Annotated in this window: 17 protein-coding genes; 9 read left to right on the forward strand and 8 right to left on the reverse strand. The window is 62.7% G+C overall.

The window, feature by feature from the left end; genetic code table 11:
* The first annotated feature begins 76 nt into the window (after positions 1 to 76).
* From NO877_RS09035 to NO877_RS09055, 5 genes are all read left to right on the forward strand, one after another.
* The gene (locus tag NO877_RS09035) at positions 77 to 2,605 is read left to right on the forward strand and encodes an ATP-binding protein (protein ID WP_256396007.1); all 2,529 of its coding nucleotides are present in this window, start codon (positions 77 to 79) and stop codon (positions 2,603 to 2,605) included.
* A 73-nt stretch (positions 2,606 to 2,678) separates the two neighbouring features.
* A complete protein-coding gene (locus NO877_RS09040; RefSeq protein ID WP_256396008.1) occupies positions 2,679 to 3,596 on the forward strand; it encodes a thiamine-phosphate synthase family protein in 918 nt (305 codons plus the stop codon).
* Positions 3,597 to 3,634: 38 nt separating this feature from the next.
* A complete protein-coding gene (locus tag NO877_RS09045) occupies positions 3,635 to 3,910 on the forward strand; it encodes a DUF7385 family protein (RefSeq protein ID WP_256396009.1) in 276 nt (91 codons plus the stop codon).
* A 99-nt stretch (positions 3,911 to 4,009) separates the two neighbouring features.
* Positions 4,010 to 4,597: a hypothetical protein gene (locus NO877_RS09050; protein ID WP_256396010.1), complete on the forward strand. Its 588-nt coding sequence runs from the start codon at positions 4,010 to 4,012 to the stop codon at positions 4,595 to 4,597.
* 70 nt (positions 4,598 to 4,667) lie between these two features.
* Positions 4,668 to 6,188, forward strand: a complete 1,521-nt coding sequence (locus NO877_RS09055) for a glutamate-cysteine ligase family protein (RefSeq protein ID WP_256396011.1) — start codon at positions 4,668 to 4,670, stop codon at positions 6,186 to 6,188.
* Positions 6,189 to 6,328: 140 nt separating this feature from the next.
* Here NO877_RS09055 and NO877_RS09060 read toward each other — a convergent pair whose 3' ends face one another.
* On the reverse strand, positions 6,329 to 6,469 hold the full coding sequence (locus tag NO877_RS09060) for a hypothetical protein (RefSeq protein WP_256396012.1): 141 nt from the start codon (positions 6,467 to 6,469) through the stop codon (positions 6,329 to 6,331).
* Between the two features lie 121 nt (positions 6,470 to 6,590).
* On the opposite strand from NO877_RS09060, the gene NO877_RS09065 reads away from it, so the two are divergent.
* Positions 6,591 to 7,820, forward strand: a complete 1,230-nt coding sequence (locus tag NO877_RS09065) for a cytochrome P450 (protein ID WP_256396014.1) — start codon at positions 6,591 to 6,593, stop codon at positions 7,818 to 7,820.
* 18 nt (positions 7,821 to 7,838) lie between these two features.
* On the opposite strand, the gene ilvD is transcribed toward NO877_RS09065, so the two are convergent.
* On the reverse strand, positions 7,839 to 9,584 hold the full coding sequence (gene ilvD, locus NO877_RS09070; RefSeq protein WP_256396015.1) for a dihydroxy-acid dehydratase: 1,746 nt from the start codon (positions 9,582 to 9,584) through the stop codon (positions 7,839 to 7,841).
* Positions 9,585 to 9,690: 106 nt separating this feature from the next.
* Between ilvD and NO877_RS09075 the strand changes: the two genes are divergently transcribed.
* Positions 9,691 to 10,011, forward strand: a complete 321-nt coding sequence (locus NO877_RS09075) for a DUF7977 family protein (protein ID WP_256396016.1) — start codon at positions 9,691 to 9,693, stop codon at positions 10,009 to 10,011.
* A gap of 27 nt (positions 10,012 to 10,038) precedes the next feature.
* Here NO877_RS09075 and NO877_RS09080 read toward each other — a convergent pair whose 3' ends face one another.
* The 4 genes from NO877_RS09080 to NO877_RS09095 all read right to left on the reverse strand — a co-directional run bounded on the left by NO877_RS09080 (position 10,039) and on the right by NO877_RS09095 (position 14,713).
* A complete protein-coding gene (locus NO877_RS09080; RefSeq protein WP_256396017.1) occupies positions 10,039 to 11,232 on the reverse strand; it encodes a TIGR04347 family pseudo-SAM/SPASM protein in 1,194 nt (397 codons plus the stop codon).
* A gap of 122 nt (positions 11,233 to 11,354) precedes the next feature.
* A complete protein-coding gene (locus tag NO877_RS09085; RefSeq protein ID WP_256396018.1) occupies positions 11,355 to 12,773 on the reverse strand; it encodes an NCS2 family permease in 1,419 nt (472 codons plus the stop codon).
* Positions 12,774 to 12,971: 198 nt separating this feature from the next.
* Positions 12,972 to 14,315: an RNase J family beta-CASP ribonuclease gene (locus NO877_RS09090; RefSeq protein WP_256396019.1), complete on the reverse strand. Its 1,344-nt coding sequence runs from the start codon at positions 14,313 to 14,315 to the stop codon at positions 12,972 to 12,974.
* Positions 14,316 to 14,542: 227 nt separating this feature from the next.
* Complete coding sequence (locus tag NO877_RS09095; protein WP_256396020.1) at positions 14,543 to 14,713, reverse strand: HEWD family protein; 171 nt, start codon at positions 14,711 to 14,713, stop codon at positions 14,543 to 14,545.
* 234 nt (positions 14,714 to 14,947) lie between these two features.
* Between NO877_RS09095 and NO877_RS09100 the strand changes: the two genes are divergently transcribed.
* Positions 14,948 to 15,103 (forward strand): rubrerythrin-like domain-containing protein, encoded by a 156-nt coding sequence (locus NO877_RS09100; protein WP_256396021.1) that lies wholly within the window; start codon positions 14,948 to 14,950, stop codon positions 15,101 to 15,103.
* 25 nt (positions 15,104 to 15,128) lie between these two features.
* Here NO877_RS09100 and NO877_RS09105 read toward each other — a convergent pair whose 3' ends face one another.
* Entirely contained in the window at positions 15,129 to 16,094 is a 966-nt protein-coding gene (locus tag NO877_RS09105; protein WP_256396022.1) for a DUF368 domain-containing protein, read from the reverse strand.
* 136 nt (positions 16,095 to 16,230) lie between these two features.
* Entirely contained in the window at positions 16,231 to 19,248 is a 3,018-nt protein-coding gene (locus NO877_RS09110; RefSeq protein ID WP_256396023.1) for an oligosaccharyl transferase, archaeosortase A system-associated, read from the reverse strand.
* Positions 19,249 to 19,369: 121 nt separating this feature from the next.
* Between NO877_RS09110 and aglG the strand changes: the two genes are divergently transcribed.
* A complete protein-coding gene (aglG, locus tag NO877_RS09115) occupies positions 19,370 to 20,290 on the forward strand; it encodes a glucosyl-dolichyl phosphate glucuronosyltransferase (protein WP_256396024.1) in 921 nt (306 codons plus the stop codon).
* The last annotated feature ends 2 nt before the right edge of the window (positions 20,291 to 20,292 follow it).

A 20,292-nucleotide genomic window follows, 5' to 3' on the forward strand; every position in this document is an offset into this window, starting at 1 on the left:
TATTTTAAACCGGAGAACGAACCCCAGTGCCAGTCGACATGGTTACCGACTGGCTTGTGGTCTCGACTCCTCGCCGATGAGCTACGCCGCTACGCAGGACCACCTCCTCGACGAGTGTGATCGCATCGAGGCCATCCTGGAGGCCTACGAGTCCGACGAGCCGAACGCATCGGCCGAGACGCCAACGGCGTCGGACGATACGGGGTCAACGGTCACCGGTGAGCGACTGATTCGGGAGCCCGCGGCGCTCCCGCTGGCGCTGCCGGCGGCGGCTCGCCAGGAGATTACCAAGCGGACCGAAACGATCCGCGAGCAGTGCCGAAAAACCGACGCGACGCGGCTGCGCTTGCGTGTGCTTGCCGAGACGTGTGAGTTGTCGCGCCGACATCTGGACGTGCTCATGTTGGCGATGGCCCCGGAGTTCGATGAGTCGTTTGCGAGACGGTTCCAGGAGCTTCAGAACCACCAGTCACTCGACCGACCGACCCCGCTTTTTATCGAAGACCTCTTCGGTCGCACACGGGCCGAACAGATCGCTGCGGGAGCCCTCATCAGCAGCGACTCGCCGCTCCGTCGGCACGACCTCATCGAACTTCAGCCGAGTCCTGCTCCCGCGGTCGGCAGCCGCCGTCAGCGCATCACAGTTGCCGATCGGATCGTCGAGTATCTCAAAGGCTACGACGGCGTCGACCCCGATCTCGATGCCACGCTGTCCGAGCACGCCCGGGGAAACCACAGCCAACGGGGGCTGGTCGACTGCGAGGCCACAGCCACCCTCTCGGAGCTTGCTGTCGACGACGCGCTCGGCGAGCGGCTCACGTCGCTTTCGGCGGCTGACGGCGGCCACCGCTGCTACTGGTATGGCCCCGCAAGCGAGAAACACCGGGCCGTCGAGGCCGTCTGTCCCACCGATCGGTATTTAAAAATCGACCTCGCGGCCGCACTCGACGCCGGTGTGCTCGACTGGCTGGGCCGGGAGGCCGCCCTGCTCGGTCGACCGCTCCACCTGTATAATGCGACCATGGCGACGGAGAGTCCGGAGACGCCGACGCTGGAAGCCGTTTTCGACGTGCTTGCGAACCTCGATCAGTCGGTTTTCGTGACGGGCCGCGAGTCCTGGACACCAACCGAAACCATGTCGACGGAGATCGACGCCATCATCGAGTTTCCCTACCCCTCGGTCGACCTCAGACGGGAGTTCTGGCAGAGCCATGCGGCCGAGCTTCCCGACGAGGTCGAGCCGAGGGTACTCGCCGGGACGTTTCGACTCACCCACGAGCAGCTCCGGGCGGCGCTGTCGACGGCCCGGTCGTTCGCCGACGGCGAGGTGTTGACTGCCGACGACATTTATACCGGCTGTCGTGCGCAGTCGGCCGACGAGTTGGCCGAGTTGGCCGACCGCATCGAGCCCGACAGCGAGTGGGACGAAATACAGGTACGGCCGGAGACGAGGCGGAAACTCCGACTCGTGCGGACCCACATCGCCCAGCAGGCCCGGATCTACGACGATTGGGGCTTCGCCGAACAGTTCAGCCGCGGCACCGGCGTTGTCGGGCTGTTCGAAGGCCCCTCGGGGACCGGCAAGACGATGGCCGCCGAAATCCTCGCGGGCGATCTCGGGATGGACCTCTACCGGATCGACCTCTCGTCGGTGGTCTCGAAGTACATCGGCGAGACCGAGGAGAACCTCGAAGAGATTTTCGAGGCCGCAACCAACGCGAACGCCATCCTGCTGTTCGACGAGGCCGATGCCGTCTTCGGCGAGCGAGGCGAGGTTTCGGATTCCACGGACAGATATGCCAACGCCGAGGTGAACTACCTGCTGCAGCGGATCGAAACCTACGACGGCGTGGTGCTGTTGACGACCAACTACGCCTCGGCGATCGACTCGGCCTTCCAGCGCCGACTCGATCACACGGTATCATTTAAACAGCCACAGCAGTCGACCCGGAGTGCGATCTGGCAGGATATCTTCCCCGAAGACGCGCCGCTCGGCGAGATCGACTACGGGTTTCTGTCTTCGTTCGAGTTTACCGGCGGCCGAATTAAACAGATCGCCCAGACGGCTGCAATTTTGGCGGCCGACGAGGCGCAGTCAAACGAGCCAACCATCGAGATGCGGCACCTTGTGAGAGCTATCCAGCAGGCCTTCGAATCCAGCGGCCGGATGGTCGACCCATCGACGTACGAGCCGTACCAACACCTGCTGTACGACGGCTCGGCGACCGGAGACGAGGGGCCTAACCACGAAAACGAGCGTGAGGGCGACACACAGCCACCCGGCCGAAGCCCCGAAGCGGTCGTCCGGGGGTTCGTCGATCGGCTCGACAGCGGTGATCCGGCGATTCACGACCTCTACCATCCACGGGCGGTCGCCGACCCGGTTTCGCGGAAGGAACTCCGCCGGGCGAAGACAGTCGACCACTCGATCGAAGGTGACGTCGACCGAATCGAAACAGCGTCCGATCGGGTCGTCGTCGCGTTCACTCAAAAGTGGGACGGGTCGACGACCGAGACGACGGCCGAGCTCCGACCCGAAGATGGCTCCTGGAGACTGTTCGATCTGCAACGCGAAGCGTCGGCGGAGCGTGTCGGCAGCCGCTGAGACGGTGTGAATATATAAGACCCCGACGTGAGTAGCTCCTTCAAATGAGTGCCATGTATCAACGGGGTGACCGATGACCCTCCAGTTGCCGAGCGAGATCGTCGTCGATCGGTTTCTGCCGACCGTCCGCTCGATGCTGGCGGTCGAACTCGACGATCGGGGGCTGGCCCAACAGGAGATTGCCGCCAAACTCGGGATCTCCCAAGCCGCCGTCAGCAAATACCTCAGCGGGAAACAGACGGGCGAGCCGCGGTTTGCCGAGGACCCCCGGATGGTCGAGACTGTCGAGTACATCGCCGAGGGGTTCGCCACCGGGACGCTCGACGACTACGAGGCGCTGTCGGAGCTCCTGGATCTGATCGAGGCCTTCGAGGACCGCGGGCCGATCTGTGCAGTCCACGAAGAGGAGATGCCCGCACTGGCGGGGATGGGCTGTGACCTCTGTGTGCGCGGCCAGGATCACCGACTCCAGGCCGAACGCGACGTGCTGCGGAACGTTCGCCACGCCGTCCGGCAGTTCGCCAATACGCCCGCGGTCGGCGACCACGTGCCGAACGTCGGCTCGAACATCGGGATGGCGCTGCCCGCCGCCGACGAGGAGACCGACATCGCGGCCGTTCCGGGTCGGGTCCACGCGATGGGCGGCCGGGTCAACGTCCCCTCGAACCCCGAGTTCGGGGCCTCCCAGCACGTCGCCCGAACGATTCTGGCCGTGATGGCCGTCGACTCCGAGATCCGCGGCGCGGTCAACCTCGCGACCTCCGAGGCGCTGCTCGATTCGGCCGCCGAACAGGGGCTCGATACGGTCGTCTTCGATGCGAGCTACGAGAACCGCACCGAGCGGATTCGGGCGCTCCTGGAGGATCGAGGAAGCGTCCCCCGAGTACTCTACCACGAGGGTGCCTTCGGGATCGAGCCGATCACCTACGTCGTCGGCACGAGCGCGGTCGAAGCGGTCGAAACCGCGATCGACTGTCTGCGGACCGCGTAGGCGATGTCTTTATTTTCCACGGTGTGGCTAGATATAGCATGGACGACACAGCGACGAGCGAGGCCGCGGAACCAGAGATCGACGAGGAGGAGTCGCTCGACGAGTTGGTGAACTACCTGACGCCCCGCCGGGACAACGAGATGATGGCGACCTACCAGAACACGACCTCGATCGCCTGTCCGGCCTGCGGCGACCCCTTCGACTATCTGGTTGTCTGTAAACAGGACCAGACCAGCCTCTCGCTGTCGGACGTGATGGACCTCTGTGTGAGCGCCGACCACGACGGTCGCCCGTTCCTCTTTACCCACGAGTAGCCCGCGAAGCGACAGTCCGGATTTCCCCATGGGAATAGATCCCAATAGAGCCATGGCGGCGACACAAAGGCTTTGTCGGCCGCCACGAAGAAGCCGATAATGGTGATCGCAGCACCGGTCGTCGCGACCTTCGGGCTGGTTCTGTTATATGGCGTCCTCCAACCGACCCATCGCGGTCCGGCGGCAACCTTCTGGAACCGGGGCCGGGCGGCGGTGTTGCCAGGACTCGACCGGCTGGCCACTCGGCTCGGCGTGGGGTATGCGGCCTACGAACTCAAACCGCGGGAGTATGCGGGCCGGATCGATGCGCCCGTCGAGGACGTCGACCGGCTGCTTGCGGCCCACGGCTTCGAGCGGATGCCGCTGTCGGCGTGGAAAACCCTCCCCGACGGCCGCAGCGAGGCCGGATCGTGGGCCCGGCGTGACGGGGTGTTGGCCGACCGACAGCTCCACGTCATGCTGTTTCGAACCGAGGATGGGGCAACGGACGTCTACGCCCACGACGAGTTCAACGCGTTTCATCCGCGCTACGCTGCCGAACACTACCACGGGGTCGATTACTGTCCACAGACGGGCTGCCAACAGCTCCAGGAGCTCATCGGCGAGTATCTGCACCACCCTCAGACAGAGCCACCGGGTGGGGCCGACCGGCTGGACGACGATACGGAGCCGCCGGGGTTTGCGTAGCGTCGGCCAACGGGCGCAGACGGAGCCAGAAGCACGAAACCCTATGGAACCGGACACAGTACCAGCAGGTATGGACTCCGTGGTGGCGACCGTCCGGCGGGCGCTCGACGACGACACGCAGGCGACGTTCGACCGGCGGGTCGCCGAGCAGGCCGACCGGCTCCGAGCCGAACTCGACAGGGGAGCCTTCGACAGCAGCGGGTTCGCCGTCGGGTTGGAGCTCGAACTGTACGCGGTCGGTGGGACGGGCGCGCTCACACGGATCGACGAGACGGTCTTCGCCGATAGAACATATACCCGGGAGATCGGCCGTCACAACGTCGAGCTCAACGCCAGCCCCCAGCGGTTCGATTCCGCGGGTGTCGAGGCCCAGTCAGCCGAACTGCGGGCGGCAGTCGGCGGGCTCCAGGAGACGCTGTCAGAACACGGCCAGCAGGCGATCCTCGATGGGATGTGGACGATCCCACCCACCGAAGGGAGCCTTTCGTATCTTGATTCGATCGACCACCACGGCGACATCCGGATGGCGACCAATATGCCAGCCAAGCCACGCTACTGTGCGATGGACAACACGCTCCGCCGGGCAGCCGACGGCGCGATCGAGATCACGGTGCCAGGCGCAGACCACCGGTTTTCGACGATCCTCGTCGAGTCGCTGACGACCTCGATCCAACCCCATCTTCAGGTCCCCGACACCGACCGGTTTCCGACCTATTTCAATGCGGCCGTCAGAACGCTGGGGCCGGTGCTCGCGCTGTCGACCAACTCGCCGTTTCTGCCCGGCGACCTCTACAACGCCGTCGAGGACCCCCAGCGGCTGGTCGCGGAGACGCCGCACGAACTCCGGATTCCGATCTTCGAGGGGACGGTCAACGTCGGCGACGGTCCCAAAGCCTGCTGTCCGCGGGATATCGAGACGCCGACCGATATCGTCGACCGCGTCGTCGACGACTGGACCTGCGGGCCGTTCCTCAGCGAGTGGGCCGAAACGCCGACCGACGAGACGGCCGCCGCGGTCGAACCCTACTGGGAGTTCACCCACAAGTACGGCACCTACTGGCGCTGGGTGCGGCCGATCCTCGGCGGCGATGCGGCGGGCGACGGCGGCTCGCTCCGCATCGAGTACCGCCCGCTGCCGACCCAGCCGACCGTCCAGGACGTGTTGAGCCTCCACTGGCTCACGACCGGACTGGTTCGGGGAATCGTCGCCGCCGACCACCCGCTCGTCGAGTTGGACTGGACCGATGCCGAAGGGAGCTTCTACAACGCGGTCGACGACGGACTCGACGCCGAGTTGTCCTGGATCACCACCGACGGCGAGCCGACGAGTGACCCTCAGGAGATCTATCCCGACCTGTTCGATCTCGCTCGGCGCGGCCTCCGAGAACAGGGCCTCGGCGACGGCGAGATCGAGCGGCTGCTCGCACCGATGGTCGACCGCTGGGAGCGCAGAGCGACGCCGAGCCAGTGGAAGAAAGCACGTGTACGCGAGGAACTCGACAGCGGAGCCTCGCTCACTGGGGCGATCGCAGCCATGCAGACCGACTACATTGCACACAGCCAGCGCGGCGAGCCGTTTGCCGACTGGTAGGATGTGATTACGGCGACTGTGCAGCCGGTAGACTGTGGCTACCTACCGTTCGGCTTTTATAACTGAGTCGAGGTCTGCAGTGTCACGGCGTCGTCAACAGGTGCGCAGAGTAGGAAACAGCTACTCGGAGTAGTTTGGGGCTACTCGTGGTGCGAGACGGCCGCCTCGCAGTACGGACAGCGGTCGGGATACTGACGCCCATCGACCGCTGGCACGCCGTACTCGGCGTTGTCCGGAGTCTGCCGCCGAAGCCGCCGCCCACAGCTGGGACAGTGTTTCATCAGTGGCGCTTCGGCGCTGCGTATATCAACTCACCGCCTCGGGATACTATTTTGTGATGTTGAGAGTCAGCGAATCCGACGGCTGCCAACGGTTAGGGAACTGAACTGCCACAATGAATATATGAGTGCAGCCGACCCCAGCCGACCGGCAGTGAGCTTTCCCGAAGCGTTGTCGAGCCGCGAGCAGTGGCTCGAACCGTTCGGCTGGTATCGGGAGATGCGAGCCGACTCGCCGGTTCGGTACGACGCCGACCGCGAACTGTGGGACGTGTTCCGGTACGACGACGTGAAATACGTCCTGGACAACGACGGACTGTTTTCGGCTGATCCGGCGACCGCGGGGTTCGGCGAGGAGATCGCCGACTCGGAGGGCGAACCGCCGCCGGTGTTCGATACGATGCTGTTCGCCGATCCGCCGGAACACGACCGGCTCAGGGGTGTCGTCGCGGAGTTCTTCAGCCCGCGTGCAATCAACGAGCAGGCCGATCGCATCAGGGGATTGACCGAGAGGTATCTCGACGATCTCAACGACGAGTTCGATCTCGTCTCCGAGCTGGCGTATCCGATGCCGGTCGACGTGATCGCCGAGATGCTGGGCGTCCCGACCGACGACCGCGCGATGTTCAAGCGGTGGTCCGACACCTTGATCGAACGGCCTGAGGCGACCACCGAAGCCGAGATGGAGTCCTTCCAACAACGCCAGCGGGAGACCCAACGCGAGATGAGCGAGTATTTTTCGTCGTTGATCGAGACGCGGCGGGCCGATCCACAGGACGACCTTATTACGGCGATCATCGACGCCGAGGTCGACGGCCACCGCCTTTCGGAGCGGGAAATGGTCGGCTTCTGTACCCTGCTGTTGGTCGCGGGCAACATCACGACCACGAACCTGATTACGAACGCCATGCGGTGTTTCACGTCACGGTCCGGTCTGTTCGACGAGTTCCGGAGCGGCGAGACGGAACTGTCGACCGCCATCGAGGAAGCCCTCCGCTACCGGTCGCCCGTCCAGGCGCTGTTCCGGGTGACGACCGAACCGATCGACCTCGGTGGTCGGGAGATTCCGGCTGGCGAGGGAGTGGTGGCGTGGCTCGGCTCGGCCAACCGCGACGAACGGATGTTCGACCGCCCCGACGAGTTCGTTCCGGATCGGCAACCGAATCAACACCTCTCGTTCGGCTACGGCACCCACTACTGTCTGGGCGCGCCGCTGGCTCGGCTAGAGGCGAAGATCGCCCTTGAGTCGCTGCTCGAACGGTTCGAGACGATCGAGCCGGTCGAGACCGACCTCCGGCCGATCCGGAGTTCGTTTATATATGGTGTTGAAAAGTATCCGCTTCGGATCCGGTGAACGAATCGTAGCGACTGCCTACTCGTCGTCGACGAGTCCAGGATTGGTCACTGCGCCTTTCGCCGCCGAGCCGAAGTCGCGGGCGTACTTCGCCAGCACGCCGTTGGTGTAGTTCGGCGGCCGCGGCTCCCACGCTTCGCGGCGGGCGTCGAGTTCCGCGTCGGAGAGGTCGACCGACAGTTCCCGTTCGGGGATGTCGACGGTGACGGTGTCGCCGTCTTCGAGCAGGCCAATGGGGCCGCCGTCTTTGGCTTCGGGAGCAACGTGGCCGATCATCGGGCCACGCGTTGCACCCGAGAATCGGCCGTCAGTGAGCAGTGCCACGTCGTCCTCGTGGCCCGCGCCGACAACGGCCGCGGTAACGCCGAGCATCTCCCGCATCCCGGGGCCGCCGCGTGGACCCTCGTTGCGGATGACGAGCACGTCGCCCGATTCGATGTGGCCCTCCTGGACGTAGGCCATCGCATCCTCCTCGTTTTCGAACACGCGGGCCGGGCCCTCGTGGTGGAACTTGTCGTCGCCGGTCACCTTCAGGACGCCGCCGTCGGGCGCGAGGTTGCCGGTGAGGATCTTGATCGCGCCCTCCTCGGAGTAGGGGTCGTCGACCGTATAGAGGTAGTCGGCCTCGATGGCATCGTCGTCGGGAATCAGTCCCTCCGCTTCGAGATGCGCCAGTTCCTCGGCGATGGTGCGACCGGTGACGGTCATCGCGTCGCCGTGGATCAGGTCGGCCTCCAGGAGGCGGCGCAGGACGATCGGCACGCCGCCGATCTCGAAGAGATCGTACATCACCCGGGTGCCGCCGGGCTGGAGGTTGGCGATCTTCGGTGTCCGGCGGGAGATCTCGTCGAACTCCGTGATATCGAGGTCGATGCCAGCTTCGGCGGCCATCGCGAGGATGTGAAGCACGGCGTTGGTCGAGCCGCCAGTGGCGACCTGGAGGGCGATGGCGTTCTCGAAGGATTCCTTGGTAAGGATATCCGAGGGTTTGCGGTCGTTTTCGATGGCGTCGACGGCGATCTCGCCGGCGCGCTCGGCGATCTCGTAGCGATCCTCGTGTTCGGCCGGGGCGGCCGCCGAGCCGAGCGGGGCGAGGCCGAGGGCCTCGCTGACCGAGGCCATCGTGTTGGCGGTGAACATCCCGCCGCAGGAGCCCGCGCCGGGACAGGCGTGGCGCTCCATCTCGTCGAGTTCGTCTTCCTCCATCTCGCCCTGAGCGACCGCGCCGACGCCCTCGAAGACGTTTTGGACCGTGATCTCACGGCCGTCGTGTTCGCCGGGCATGATCGAGCCGCCGTAGAGGAAGACCGAGGGGAGATCCGTCCGGATCGAGGCCATCATCATCCCCGGCATGTTCTTGTCACAGCCGCCGATGGTGACGAGGCCGTCCATCCGCTCGCCAAACGAGACGAGTTCGACGGAGTCGGCGATCATCTCACGGGAAATAAGTGAGGCCTTCATCCCCTCGGTGCCCATCGAGATCGCATCCGAGATGGTGATCGTCCCGAACTCGATCGGCATGCCGCCGAACTCGTCGACACCCTCGTAGGCGGCCTCTGCCACGTCGTCGAGGTGGACGTTACAGGGCGTGATGTCGGCGGCGGGGTTGGCGACGCCGACCATCGGCGACGAAAGGTCCTCGTCATCATAACCCATCGCCCGGAACATCGCCCGGGATGGGGCCTGATCGGTACCCTCGGTGACTTCGCTGCTCCGCAGATTCGGGTCTTTGCCCGACTGCTCGCGTGGTTCCTGCTTGCTCATGGCAGTCAGTTACACCCAGCGACTTAAAAGTCCTCGAATACCGACGAGCGGGCGACAGGCGACCGAAACCGGGAGGGCTTTGGCCCGCGAGCGACGACTTCCGACAATGAGTTCCGATTCCAGCGGTCCGGCCGACGGCGACACTGGCTACGTCCACCGGCCGGAAGGAGTCGAAGAGGCCGACTCGGCCAGCGGCTCCGAACCCTACACCGGCGAGCCGGAGGGCGAGGGGTTCGGCAAACAGGGCTGGCTGCTCGTCGCTGGCGTCGTGGTCTGCTTTCTGGTGATTCCTGGAGCGATCTACCTGTATCCGACCGCCCCGGCCCAACTCGGCTGGACCTTCTTTGCGACGTTCCTCGCCTTGCCGCTGGTCCCGGCCGTCCTGCTCGGCCTCCTGGCGGTGTGGTCGATGCAAGCGGCCTCGTAAAAAGCTGCGACAGTTCCGTCTCGTGTCTCAGTCCGCGGTAACGATCCCGATCTCCTCGTCGGAGAGGTAACACTGTGGGTCCGGCGCGAACAGATCGTCGTTGACGGTCTGTGAACGGAGCGGCGAGCCACCCCGGCAGATTTCCTTGTACTGACAGTCGGCACACCGGCCGGTGAGATACTCGGTGCGGTTGCGGAGTTTTCGGAGTACTGGGTCGGATTCATCGGTCCAGATCTCGCCGAACGTTCGCTCCCGGACGTTGCCGACCGTATAGTTCTGCCAGAACTGGTTGAGGTGTACGTCGCCGGTGGGGTCGACGTCGGCCACACGTTCGCCGGTCGGGTCGCCGCCGTTCTGCCGGAGGTAGGCCTCGACTTCTTTCGCCTGGGCCTCGCCCAGCTCCCGGCGGGCGTACTCGACGAGGAACCCGGCGTCGGCGTAGTTGCCGACCAATAGCGTCTCGATCTCCTCGCCGCGGTCGTGGTACTCCCGGGTCAGGTCGCACAGTGTCTCGACGGCCTCGCGTTTCTCTTCAGGCGTTAGGTCGGCGTCGACAATCTCCGCGCCACGGCCACCGTAGTCGAGGTGGTAGAAACAAAAGCGGTCGACGCCCACGTCGGTCAGGAGGTCGATAATGCCCTCCAGGTCGGCGTCGTTGTACTTGGTGATCGTATACCGGAGCCCGGTTTTGAGGCCGACATCGAGACAGGCCTCGATGCCGCGGACCGCGGCCTGAAACGCCCCTTCCTCGCCGCGGAACTCGTCGTTGCGAGCTTCCAGGCCGTCGACCGAGACGCCCGCGTATTTGAGGCCCGCCTCCTTGAGCTCGCGGGCTCGTTCGCGGGTCAGCAGCGTGCCGTTGGTCGACAGCACGGGCCGGATGCCGAGATCGGTGGCATACGCGACCAGTTCGGCGAGATCCTCGCGGACGAGCGGTTCGCCGCCGGAAAACAGCACGACCGGGACGCCGAAATCCGAGAGCTGTTCGAGGAGGTATTTCCCCTCGTCGGTCGACAGTTCCTCGGGAGCGGGCTCGTCGCACGCGCCAGCATAACAGTGGCTACAGTAGAGGTTACACTGTTGGGTCATGTTCCAGACGACGACCGGGCGGCGCTGCTTGGACTCGGTGATCTGGGGCTTCGAGGACTCCTCGGCGGCGGCATACCGGAGCCCGTCGCTTTCGGCATCGAGGTCACAGAGCAGTTTGCTTATCGAGATCATCCCAACGGTCGACCGATTCGAGCAGATCTACATAACCGTCCGGCGGATTCCCAGTTCACGGGAGCGCCAGCCGAACACCTCCGAGAAGACCGGGTGCGGACAGCCGAGTGCCGACTGACCGCTCAGAGTAGCATCCCGCTCGTCTGGATATAGAAGTAGACCGTCAGCGTCGCCGCCATCGTCCAGTGGCCGACGCTCACGTCGCCCCGCCCGTCGACCATGGTCTTGATGATCGGATAGCTGATGATGCCGACGGCGATCCCGTTGGCAATCGAGTAAGTCAACGGGATGACGGTCACGGTGAGCGCCGCGGGCACCGACCAGGCCGGATCGTTCCAGTCGATATCGGCGACGCCTTTGAACATGATGATCCCAACGACGACCAGCGCGGTGAACGACGCGTACGCCGGGATCGCCGCGGCGATCGAGACGAACGGGAGCATAAGCAGGAACAGCCCGGCGACCGTCAGGGCGGTCAGTCCCGTTTTCCCCCCGGCCTCGACACCGGCCGACGACTCGATGAACGTCGTGATCGTCGACGTCCCGAGCATCGCTCCGACGGTCGTCCCAATTCCGTCGGCCATCAGCGGTTTATTAATATCGGGAAGTTTGCCATCGTCGTCGAGGAAATCACCGTACTGGCCGACACCGATCAGCGCGCCAGCGGTGTCGAAGAAGTCGACGAAGAAGAAGGTTAGCACGACGAGCCCGAAGGTCAGCGGCTCGATATCCGAGAAGCCCTCAAGGAACGCCCCGGCCAGCGGCGTGATATCGTACTGAATACCGGTGACAAGCGAGACAGCCCCCTCCTCGCTTAGTCGGGTGAGGACGGATTCATCCACGAGGACGCCCGGCCCGACGAGCCCCGCAAACGTTGCCGCATACCCTGCGAGCGCGGTCGTGATGACGCCGATGAGGATCGCGCCGGTCATGCCGCGTGCCCACAGGATCAAGATTAATGCCGCCCCGAGTGCGCCCAGCAGCGCGACCGGGTTCGATCCGATATCGCCGAGGGTGACAAGCGTTGCCTCGTCGGCGACGACGACCTGGAGTTCCTGGAGACCGATCATCAACAAGAAGACGCCGATACCCGCCCCGACTGCGAACTTGACCGGTTCGGGAAACAGATTGATGATGTACTCCCGCGCGCCGGTGATTGTGAGGAGTATGAAGATCACTCCCTCGACGAAGACGGCCGCGAGCGCGGTTTGCCATGGAACGCCGAGACCCCCTGCCCCAACTCCCACGACTGTAAACGCAAAGTAGGCGTTGAGGCCGAGTCCGGGAGCGAGGCCGAACGGACGGTTCGCATACAGCCCCATCACGACCATCGCAATCGCGGAGGTGATGATCGTGACGATCGCGATCATCTGGAAGACTTCCGCGTCGGAATACCCCTCGATGCTGATCGCCGCAGACAGTATCTGCGGATTAACGACGATAATATACGACATCGCGAAAAACGTCGTCAGCCCGGCAACCAGTTCTGTTCTGACGGTTGTCCCGTGTTCACTGAGACCGAAGTACGATTGTAACCCCATCGATAGTGCATAGAACTGGCAGGGTTCCCTACTTAAGCTATTTGATACATTCTTTAATAAAATCAACATATACAGAACATCGATATCGATTGTTCAAGATAGATGGTCGAAAGGCAGCTATTCGGACCTCCAAGAGGGTTTCAGTAGCGTCGACCGTTTTCAGCGCAATAAAAAAGATGCCTCGCGCGTCCGGGTCAACTACTCGGTTATCTGATGGATGTTACCGTTCCGGCTGAGATGCATATCGCGGCCGACCTCGTAGCCGAAGGCGTTGGCGGTGTCGACGTAGCCCGACAGCCCCTTGAGGTTCTGGTGGGCCGGGATCAGCTCTTTCGGCTGCAGGGCATCGAGCATCTGGTAGTGGCCCTCCTGGCGGAGGTGGCCCGAAACGTGGATGTCGTCGTAGATGCGTGCGCCCTGCATTTTGAGGAGGCGCTCGGACTGATACCGGTTGCCCTCGTTGGTCGGCTCGGGGATGATCCCCGCCGAGAAGATCACCTTGTCGCCGTTGTCGAAGTCGTAGTTGGTCTCGCCGCGGCCCATCCGGGTGAGAAGCGCGCGTGGCTCGCCCTGGTGGCCCGTCACAATCGGCAGGAAGTTCTCCTTGCCGTCTTTCATGATGCGGTTGAGGCTCTGGTCGATGGCCCGTCGATGACCGTACATCTCGATATCGTCCGGCAGGTCGACGTCCAGATGGCTCGCCGTGCCGGTGTATTTCTCCATCGACCGACCCAGCAGGATCGGTTTGCGGCCGATCTCCTGGGCGAACTCAAGCAAGCTGGAGACGCGGGCGATGTGGCTTGCGAACGTCGTCGCCACCATCCCGCCGTCGTAGTCTTCGAGGCTGAGCATGGTGTCGTGGAGCTCCTTTCGGGCGACCGACTCGGAGGGGGTTCGGCCCTTCTTGTTGGCGTTGGTACAGTCCTCGATGTAACAGAGGACGCCGTCGCCCTCGCGGCCGATCTCCTTGAATCGCTGCATGTCGAACGGATCGCCAAGGACGGGGTCGTGGTCGATGCGTTTGTCGAGGCCGTAGACAATGGCCCCTTCAGGGGTGTGGAGCACCGGATTGATGGCGTCGATCGTCGAGTGGGTGACGTTGACGAACTCCATGTCGACCTGGTCGCCGATCCGCATGGTTTCGCCCGCGTTCATCACCTGGAGGTCGTTGCCGACGTCGAACTTGTCCTCGTCGCGGATCTGCTCGCGGACGAGTTCGATGGTAAAGGGCGTCGCAACGACGGGCGCGTCGTAGCGGTGGGCGAGTTTGGGGATCGCACCGATGTGGTCGAGGTGGCCGTGGGTCGGGACAATGGCCTTGATCTCGCCGTCGAGTTCGCTCATCACGCGGTCGTCGGGGATCGCGCCCATGTCGATGAGGTCCAGACTGTGCATGCGCTCGGTCTGGACGTTGTCGTGAATCAGTACCTGCGAGAGGTTGAGGCCCATATCGAAGACGACGATGTCGTCGTCCATCCGGACCGCCGTCATCTGTCGTCCAACTTCTTCGTAGCCGCCAACTGTTGCGATTTCGATTTCCATAGGTATGCCGAACGGAAGCGGTTCACGCGCACACAGCGGCGGAAATCGAGAGGATCAATGCAGGCCGAAAGCGAACCGCAGGAGGTCGCCGGAGCCGAGGACCCGATTCGATGTTCCGCCGCTACTGTACGGGAACCGCGCGTTGGTTACCTTCATAGCTGACCCCGAGACGTAAATAGCCGATGACTCGTGGTGACCGACCGGCGTCGACGACGCGTCGGTGTCGACTACTCGTCGAACGGCATGAATCGGCCGTTGATATCCCACTCGTGAATACAGTAGATGCTGCCCGGCTCGTCGTCGGCGATCTCCCACGAGTCGGTCGTCGGATTCCACTGCTCAGCTCTCCCACACCGTTCACACGTCCTGTCTGTCGGTCGACGAAGCGCTGCGCTCATATCGGAATCGGAGGCCGTCCTCGGATTTAAATATACCTTGTCGGAAGCCGCGCCGGTCGAGACAGGAGGCCCACAGCCGAACCTGCGACCCGATCCAGAACCGCCGAGTATTCATATGTGTGATTTTATTCGGATAAAATTGTGTATTTAACCTTAAATTGGGTTAATAAATTAGAGTATATTAGCGTATACCGGCGAAAAGGTTTATACGTTGAATGATTTCTAAGCTGTCGTATGATACCGAATAACGCGGCTGTCGACCCCTACACACCGGAGACGAACTACTTCGAATGTCTCGACTGCAGTCGCCGGACGACGAGCGACAAGCGACTGGCGACCTGCGGCGAGTGCGGTGGCCAGCTCCGAAACATTGCCGTCCCGCGGGAATAACGTAGTCGGCCAACACCCCGACCAGCTACGCGGGCTGTGAGCTACTCGGCTCGATCCCCCCAGCCAGCCGGTCGACGACGAGGACCGCGGCCGCGCCGCCGACCGCAAACAGCAGAAACAGCCCGACCGTTTCCACAGTCCAGACCGTACCCGCGTCGGCCAGTTCGATCGTCGTCTGTTCGACCGGGGCCCGCAGCGCGCCGACGATGAGACTCACCAAAAACACCAGCGTCGCCTCCCGGTAGCGGTCAAGCGCCCAGCGCACGCTGTGGGCGATCGTCAACAGACCGACGACGCCGCCAGCCATGAACGTCACCACGGGCGTTGCGGTGTCGACGACTGCACTGATACCCCCGCCGTTGAGAACGCCAGCCAGCGCGTCGGTAAACTGGCTCAGTGCGTTCGACATGAACTCGTATTGGCCGAGCATGAGCAGCAGCAACGACCCTGAGACACCGGGGAGGATCATCGCACTCACCGCCAGCCCCCCGGCGGCGAAGATCACCGGCAGCGACGAGCCAAGTGCCCCGGCCGCGTAGCCTGACAGCAGAAACGCCAGCAGGAACCCCCCGGTGGCGGCCGCCTGTCGACCGCGTGTCGCCAGCGAGACGTGGCTGTAGAGGACCGCCGCCGAGGCCCCGATCAGCCCGAAAAAGAAGCCGTAGGTCTCGACCGGGTTGGTCTCCAGGAGGACCGCAATAACCCGGAGGACGGTCACGACCGCCGTTGCAATGCCAGCACCCAGCGCGAGGAGGAACGGCGTATCGATCTCCCGAAGCGCCGCCAGCGCCTCTGGTCGCCCCTCGGCTCGCAGCCCGCCGAGAAGGGTGCGGAGCCGACTGGGGTCGACGGCGGTGATCGCCCCGATCAGTCGTTCGTAGATCCCCGTTATCAGCGCGATGGTCCCACCGGAAACCCCGGGGACTGCATCCGCCGCCCCCATACCGAGGCCGCGGAGGTAGATACCAACCAGATCGCGGAGTGTCGTCATTACCAACCGATGGGGGACCGAAGGCATTGGTAGTTCGGGTTTATCAGCATCCGAACGAGTCAGTTGCCAATAAATGAATCAGAAAACAATCGACTGCGGACGCGACTGCGAATAAATAGGTTAGCTGGCGGTCCGATTACGCACCGCTTTCGACTGCTGTTTCGCTCTCGGGGACATCGACTGATTGGTCTGTGAGTTCGACATCGACGGCGCTGTCATCCACACCGACGACCTGTGCCTCCTCAACCGATGCAGTGCCGCCTTCCCCGGTATCGCTACTGAAGACGTACTGGCCGGTTGCTTGTACGCTCGTGTTGGTGTAGCCGTTTTCCGGGCCGAACTCGTCGTACCCCGTCGTGGAGTACGGCAGCGTCATCTCGAAGTTCCCCTCGGCGTCGGCGGTCGCATACTGGGAGTAGGTGAACGTCTCACCGGATTCGGGAATCTCCATCTCGACGGTCGCACGGACTTCCGTGTCGGGTTCAGCACCCGTGCCGTCGACAGTTGCCCCGGGAACCCGTTCGAAGGTTTTCACCCAGCTCGGGCTCGTTTTAATGACCTGATTGATGTCGAGGTTGGTCGCTTGGGCCTGGTAGAACACCTCACTTTGGAAGTCACGAGAGCTTCTGAGCGCGTTCGATTCGGCGGTGTTGACCAGTCGGTAGTGTTCGAGCGCGTCGACGCGCTCGGTCGGGTTCGCACCGATTCCGCCGAGTTGGGCGTTCGGTGTCTCGTTGACGTAGTCTCGGGCCTCATCGAGCGTGTCAAACGTTTGGACACCCGACTCCGGATCGAAGCCGGGGACGGTGACCTGTTGGCCGCTGCTCGTCTGGGCGGTCTGCGGCTCAGTCTCGACGACGATTGGATCGGGGTCGACCGCGCTCCCATGGTAGTTATACAGCCGGATCATCTGGCTGTCGTAGTACCGCTGGGTGCGGAGCGTGATCGGCTGGCCGAGCTGTTGTTGACCCTGTTGGCCCTGCACAAGCGGATAGGTCTGTTCGATGAAATCACTCTCGCTGACATTATTGTTGAAGACGATCGGCGCACCGAACTTCGAACTCGGCGAGATCATTTCCCAGTCGACCATCACGTACCGGGTCTGTCCGTCTTCACCCATCTTCTCGTTGAGGGCGTCGGCAGCTTCCTGTTCGGACGGAGCCAACAGGTAGTTAGCCGCCTCAGTTGCACCCTGCTGGAAGGGATTAGCGTTCGGAATCCGTTCGCCCTGAGTTGTGATCCAGTGGCCGTAGTCCCACCATGATTGGACACCGTAGGCTCCCTCGGGATAGTCGAAGTCACCGTCGTCAGGGCGATCATAAGCACCGTAGTGTTCCATGGCGTTGTCAGCACCGCCGAGTTCACCGGGTTGGGGAGTCTCGCTGCTCATCCACTCGAACGTATCGTCCCACTGAGTGACTGCTCCTGGACCGTTTCGGTCGGCCGTAGCCCACGCCGACCCCGCGAAGGGAACCAACAGCGGTGCGGTTACGACGAGCAGCACTGCCACTGCAACCATCACCTGCCAGCCTTCGAGGCTCTGTATCGACGCCCGCAGCGATTCACCGGCGGCCGTCACGTCCAGATAACCGAACACCTGACCGACGAAGATTGCCGTGAATACCGCAACGACGACTGCGAGGTAGTAGTTGAACCGCACCTGTGTGAACGCGGCTGACGTAATGAATGCCGCCCAGACGATGAGATACAGCTCCGCCGCATCGTACCGGTGGCGCAGCGTTGCACCGACAAGAATGCCGGACGCAATGAGCAGCCCGATGATCTGCCAACTGGTGCCGAACACTCCGGCGATCGTTTCGAACACAGGGGTTGCGAGATAGATCAAGCCAATGGTGGCAAGGGAGCCGACAACGTAGCCCGTGTCCCTGATATCATCGCTCCGGATGAGCGGGCGAGCCAACACGACGATTGCCGCGATGACGGCGGTGAAGAAGGCGAGCCCGTACTCGGTGTAGATGAAATTGAAAGCGGACTGTCGGGCAAGCGGCGGCGCTGCTTCACCGATAGTCTGCGCATTGGCAGTCGCACTGAAGCCGACCCGCGTGATGAGTGATGAGAGGAGTTGCTGAACGAAACTCGAAAAGATCACGGCCAGCACGGCCAGAATTCCGACGACTGTAACGGGATACAGCAAGAGATCGATATCACGGTCATCCCATACGCGTGCGAGCGCAGCGAGGAAGACGCAGCCCAGCGCAACACCGAGCGGCAGGACCACGTGGAGCAGTGAGTTACTCGTTGCGCCTCCGATCGTGAACTGATTGAGCGGGACGAACATTAGCAGCCCGGTGACAGTCATCGACACAGCACCGACAAACGCGATCGGCTCCGGACTCGATCCGTGGTAGACGTCGCTCGTGAGTTTGACCGCAAAGAAGATACCGGTAAATCCGACCAGGAGAATGCCCGGCGGCCACGCCCACATATAAAGCGCGGCCGCGACGCCAGCCGCAACCGAGTAGGCCAGTGGTCGACGGAGCGCGTCGAAATCACGGTCGGCAACCAGCTCCCAGACCGGCTGTTCTCGTTGTGCGACCGAAAGCGCGACAACGAAACCCAGCACACCGAGCGTCTGGAAGAAGACTTCGGCCGCATGGTGGTCGTAGAATCCGACCAGCGAGTAGTTGAGGAACGTTCCTGGAAGGAGTGCGAAGACGACGACTCCGACGAGAGCAGGGCCGCGCCCGGCGAACCGTGCGGCGATATAGTAGGCCGGAACGACAGCCGCTGCAGCAAATACAGGGGCCGCAATGAGCATGATCACTCCGGCGTACTCCCCGGATGGGTTACCGAAACTCGTCAGGAGGATAAATCCAGAGACGATCTGATCGTAGAGCGTCCCGAACTGTGCCGAACTCGTTCCCGAGGGGTAGTTCGTCAGCGGATCGAACGGCATCGTCCAGGGGAAGTTGTCCAGGAGATACGACGTCTGTCGGAAATGATACCACGGGTCGTTTCCGCGGAACGTAACGCCCCCGTTAGTTTGGAAGTTACCGAGCGCACGAAGACGAACGGCCAACATGAACGCAATGACAGCACCCAGCACTGGCACGTGGTAGAGTTCTTTCAATGCCTCGCCGAGCGAGTCGGCCTGTGTTGCGTCCCGAACGGAGTCGACGATCGCGTCTTTCATTAGTTTGTCACAGATACAAACAGTCAATAAGGCTTGTGAAACTGTGCGTGGGATCCCAGTGATCAACGGTACCTATCACCGAGTCGAAACAGCTAAACGAACACCGAAATTCACGTAGAATGTGCACGTGTCGGTCGTCCTCTGTACGTACGCGGAAGATATGTACAACCATTTCAGGGAGGCAGCCGACAGCATCCTCTCGCAAACGTATGGATCTGTGGAGCTTGTCGTGATCGTCGACGGCACGGAGGCCGTGTACGATCAGGTCGTTGCTGACTACGGAACGCGCGACGACGTCGTGATCCAGTGTAACGAGGAGAATATCGGGCTACTCGAAAGTCGAAACCGGGGAGCCAGCGTAGCCAGTGGGGATGTCGTGGCGTTTATTGATGACGATGCCGTGGCGGACGAACGGTGGATCGAACGGCTGGTTCGGGCCTACAAGGACGAAGAGGCGATCGCTGCTGGCGGTAGTATGACACCGCTGTGGGTTGCCGGGAAGCCGTCGTTCCTGCCGGAGGAGTTCCATTGGCTTATCGGCGTGACTCACCGCGGGTTTGCCGAGGAACCGGGAGAGGTACGGAACACGTTCGGATCGAACATTTCGTTTCGGGCGGACGTGTTTGAGGCTCTCGACGGCTTCGATACAGATATTGGTGGACGAAAAGGTGATCGGAACCTACAGGGTGGTGAGACGGAACTGTGTGCACGGCTACATGACCAATATGGACGTGGTGTGTGGTACGAGCCTGAGGCCGAAGTAGGCCACAAGGTATTCGACTACCGAACACGACCCGAGTGGCTCCTCCAGCGGGCGTTCTGGCAGGGATACTCGAAACGGGCAATGGAAGTCCTCGTTCCCGAATCGAATACTGAAGAGTCGGCGTATCTCGTCGATCTCCTCGTTCGACATATGCCCGCCCGGTTATCGAACGCTATCCGAGGACCGTCGCTGATCGAAGCGACGAAGTTACTCATGCTTTTCGTGTTTACCTCGTGTGTCGGACTCGGATATCTGTACGCATTCACACAGTGGCGGTAGTC

Origin of the sequence: Halohasta litorea (assembly GCF_024494645.1) — an archaeon.
Classification (GTDB): domain Archaea; phylum Halobacteriota; class Halobacteria; order Halobacteriales; family Haloferacaceae; genus Halohasta; species Halohasta litorea.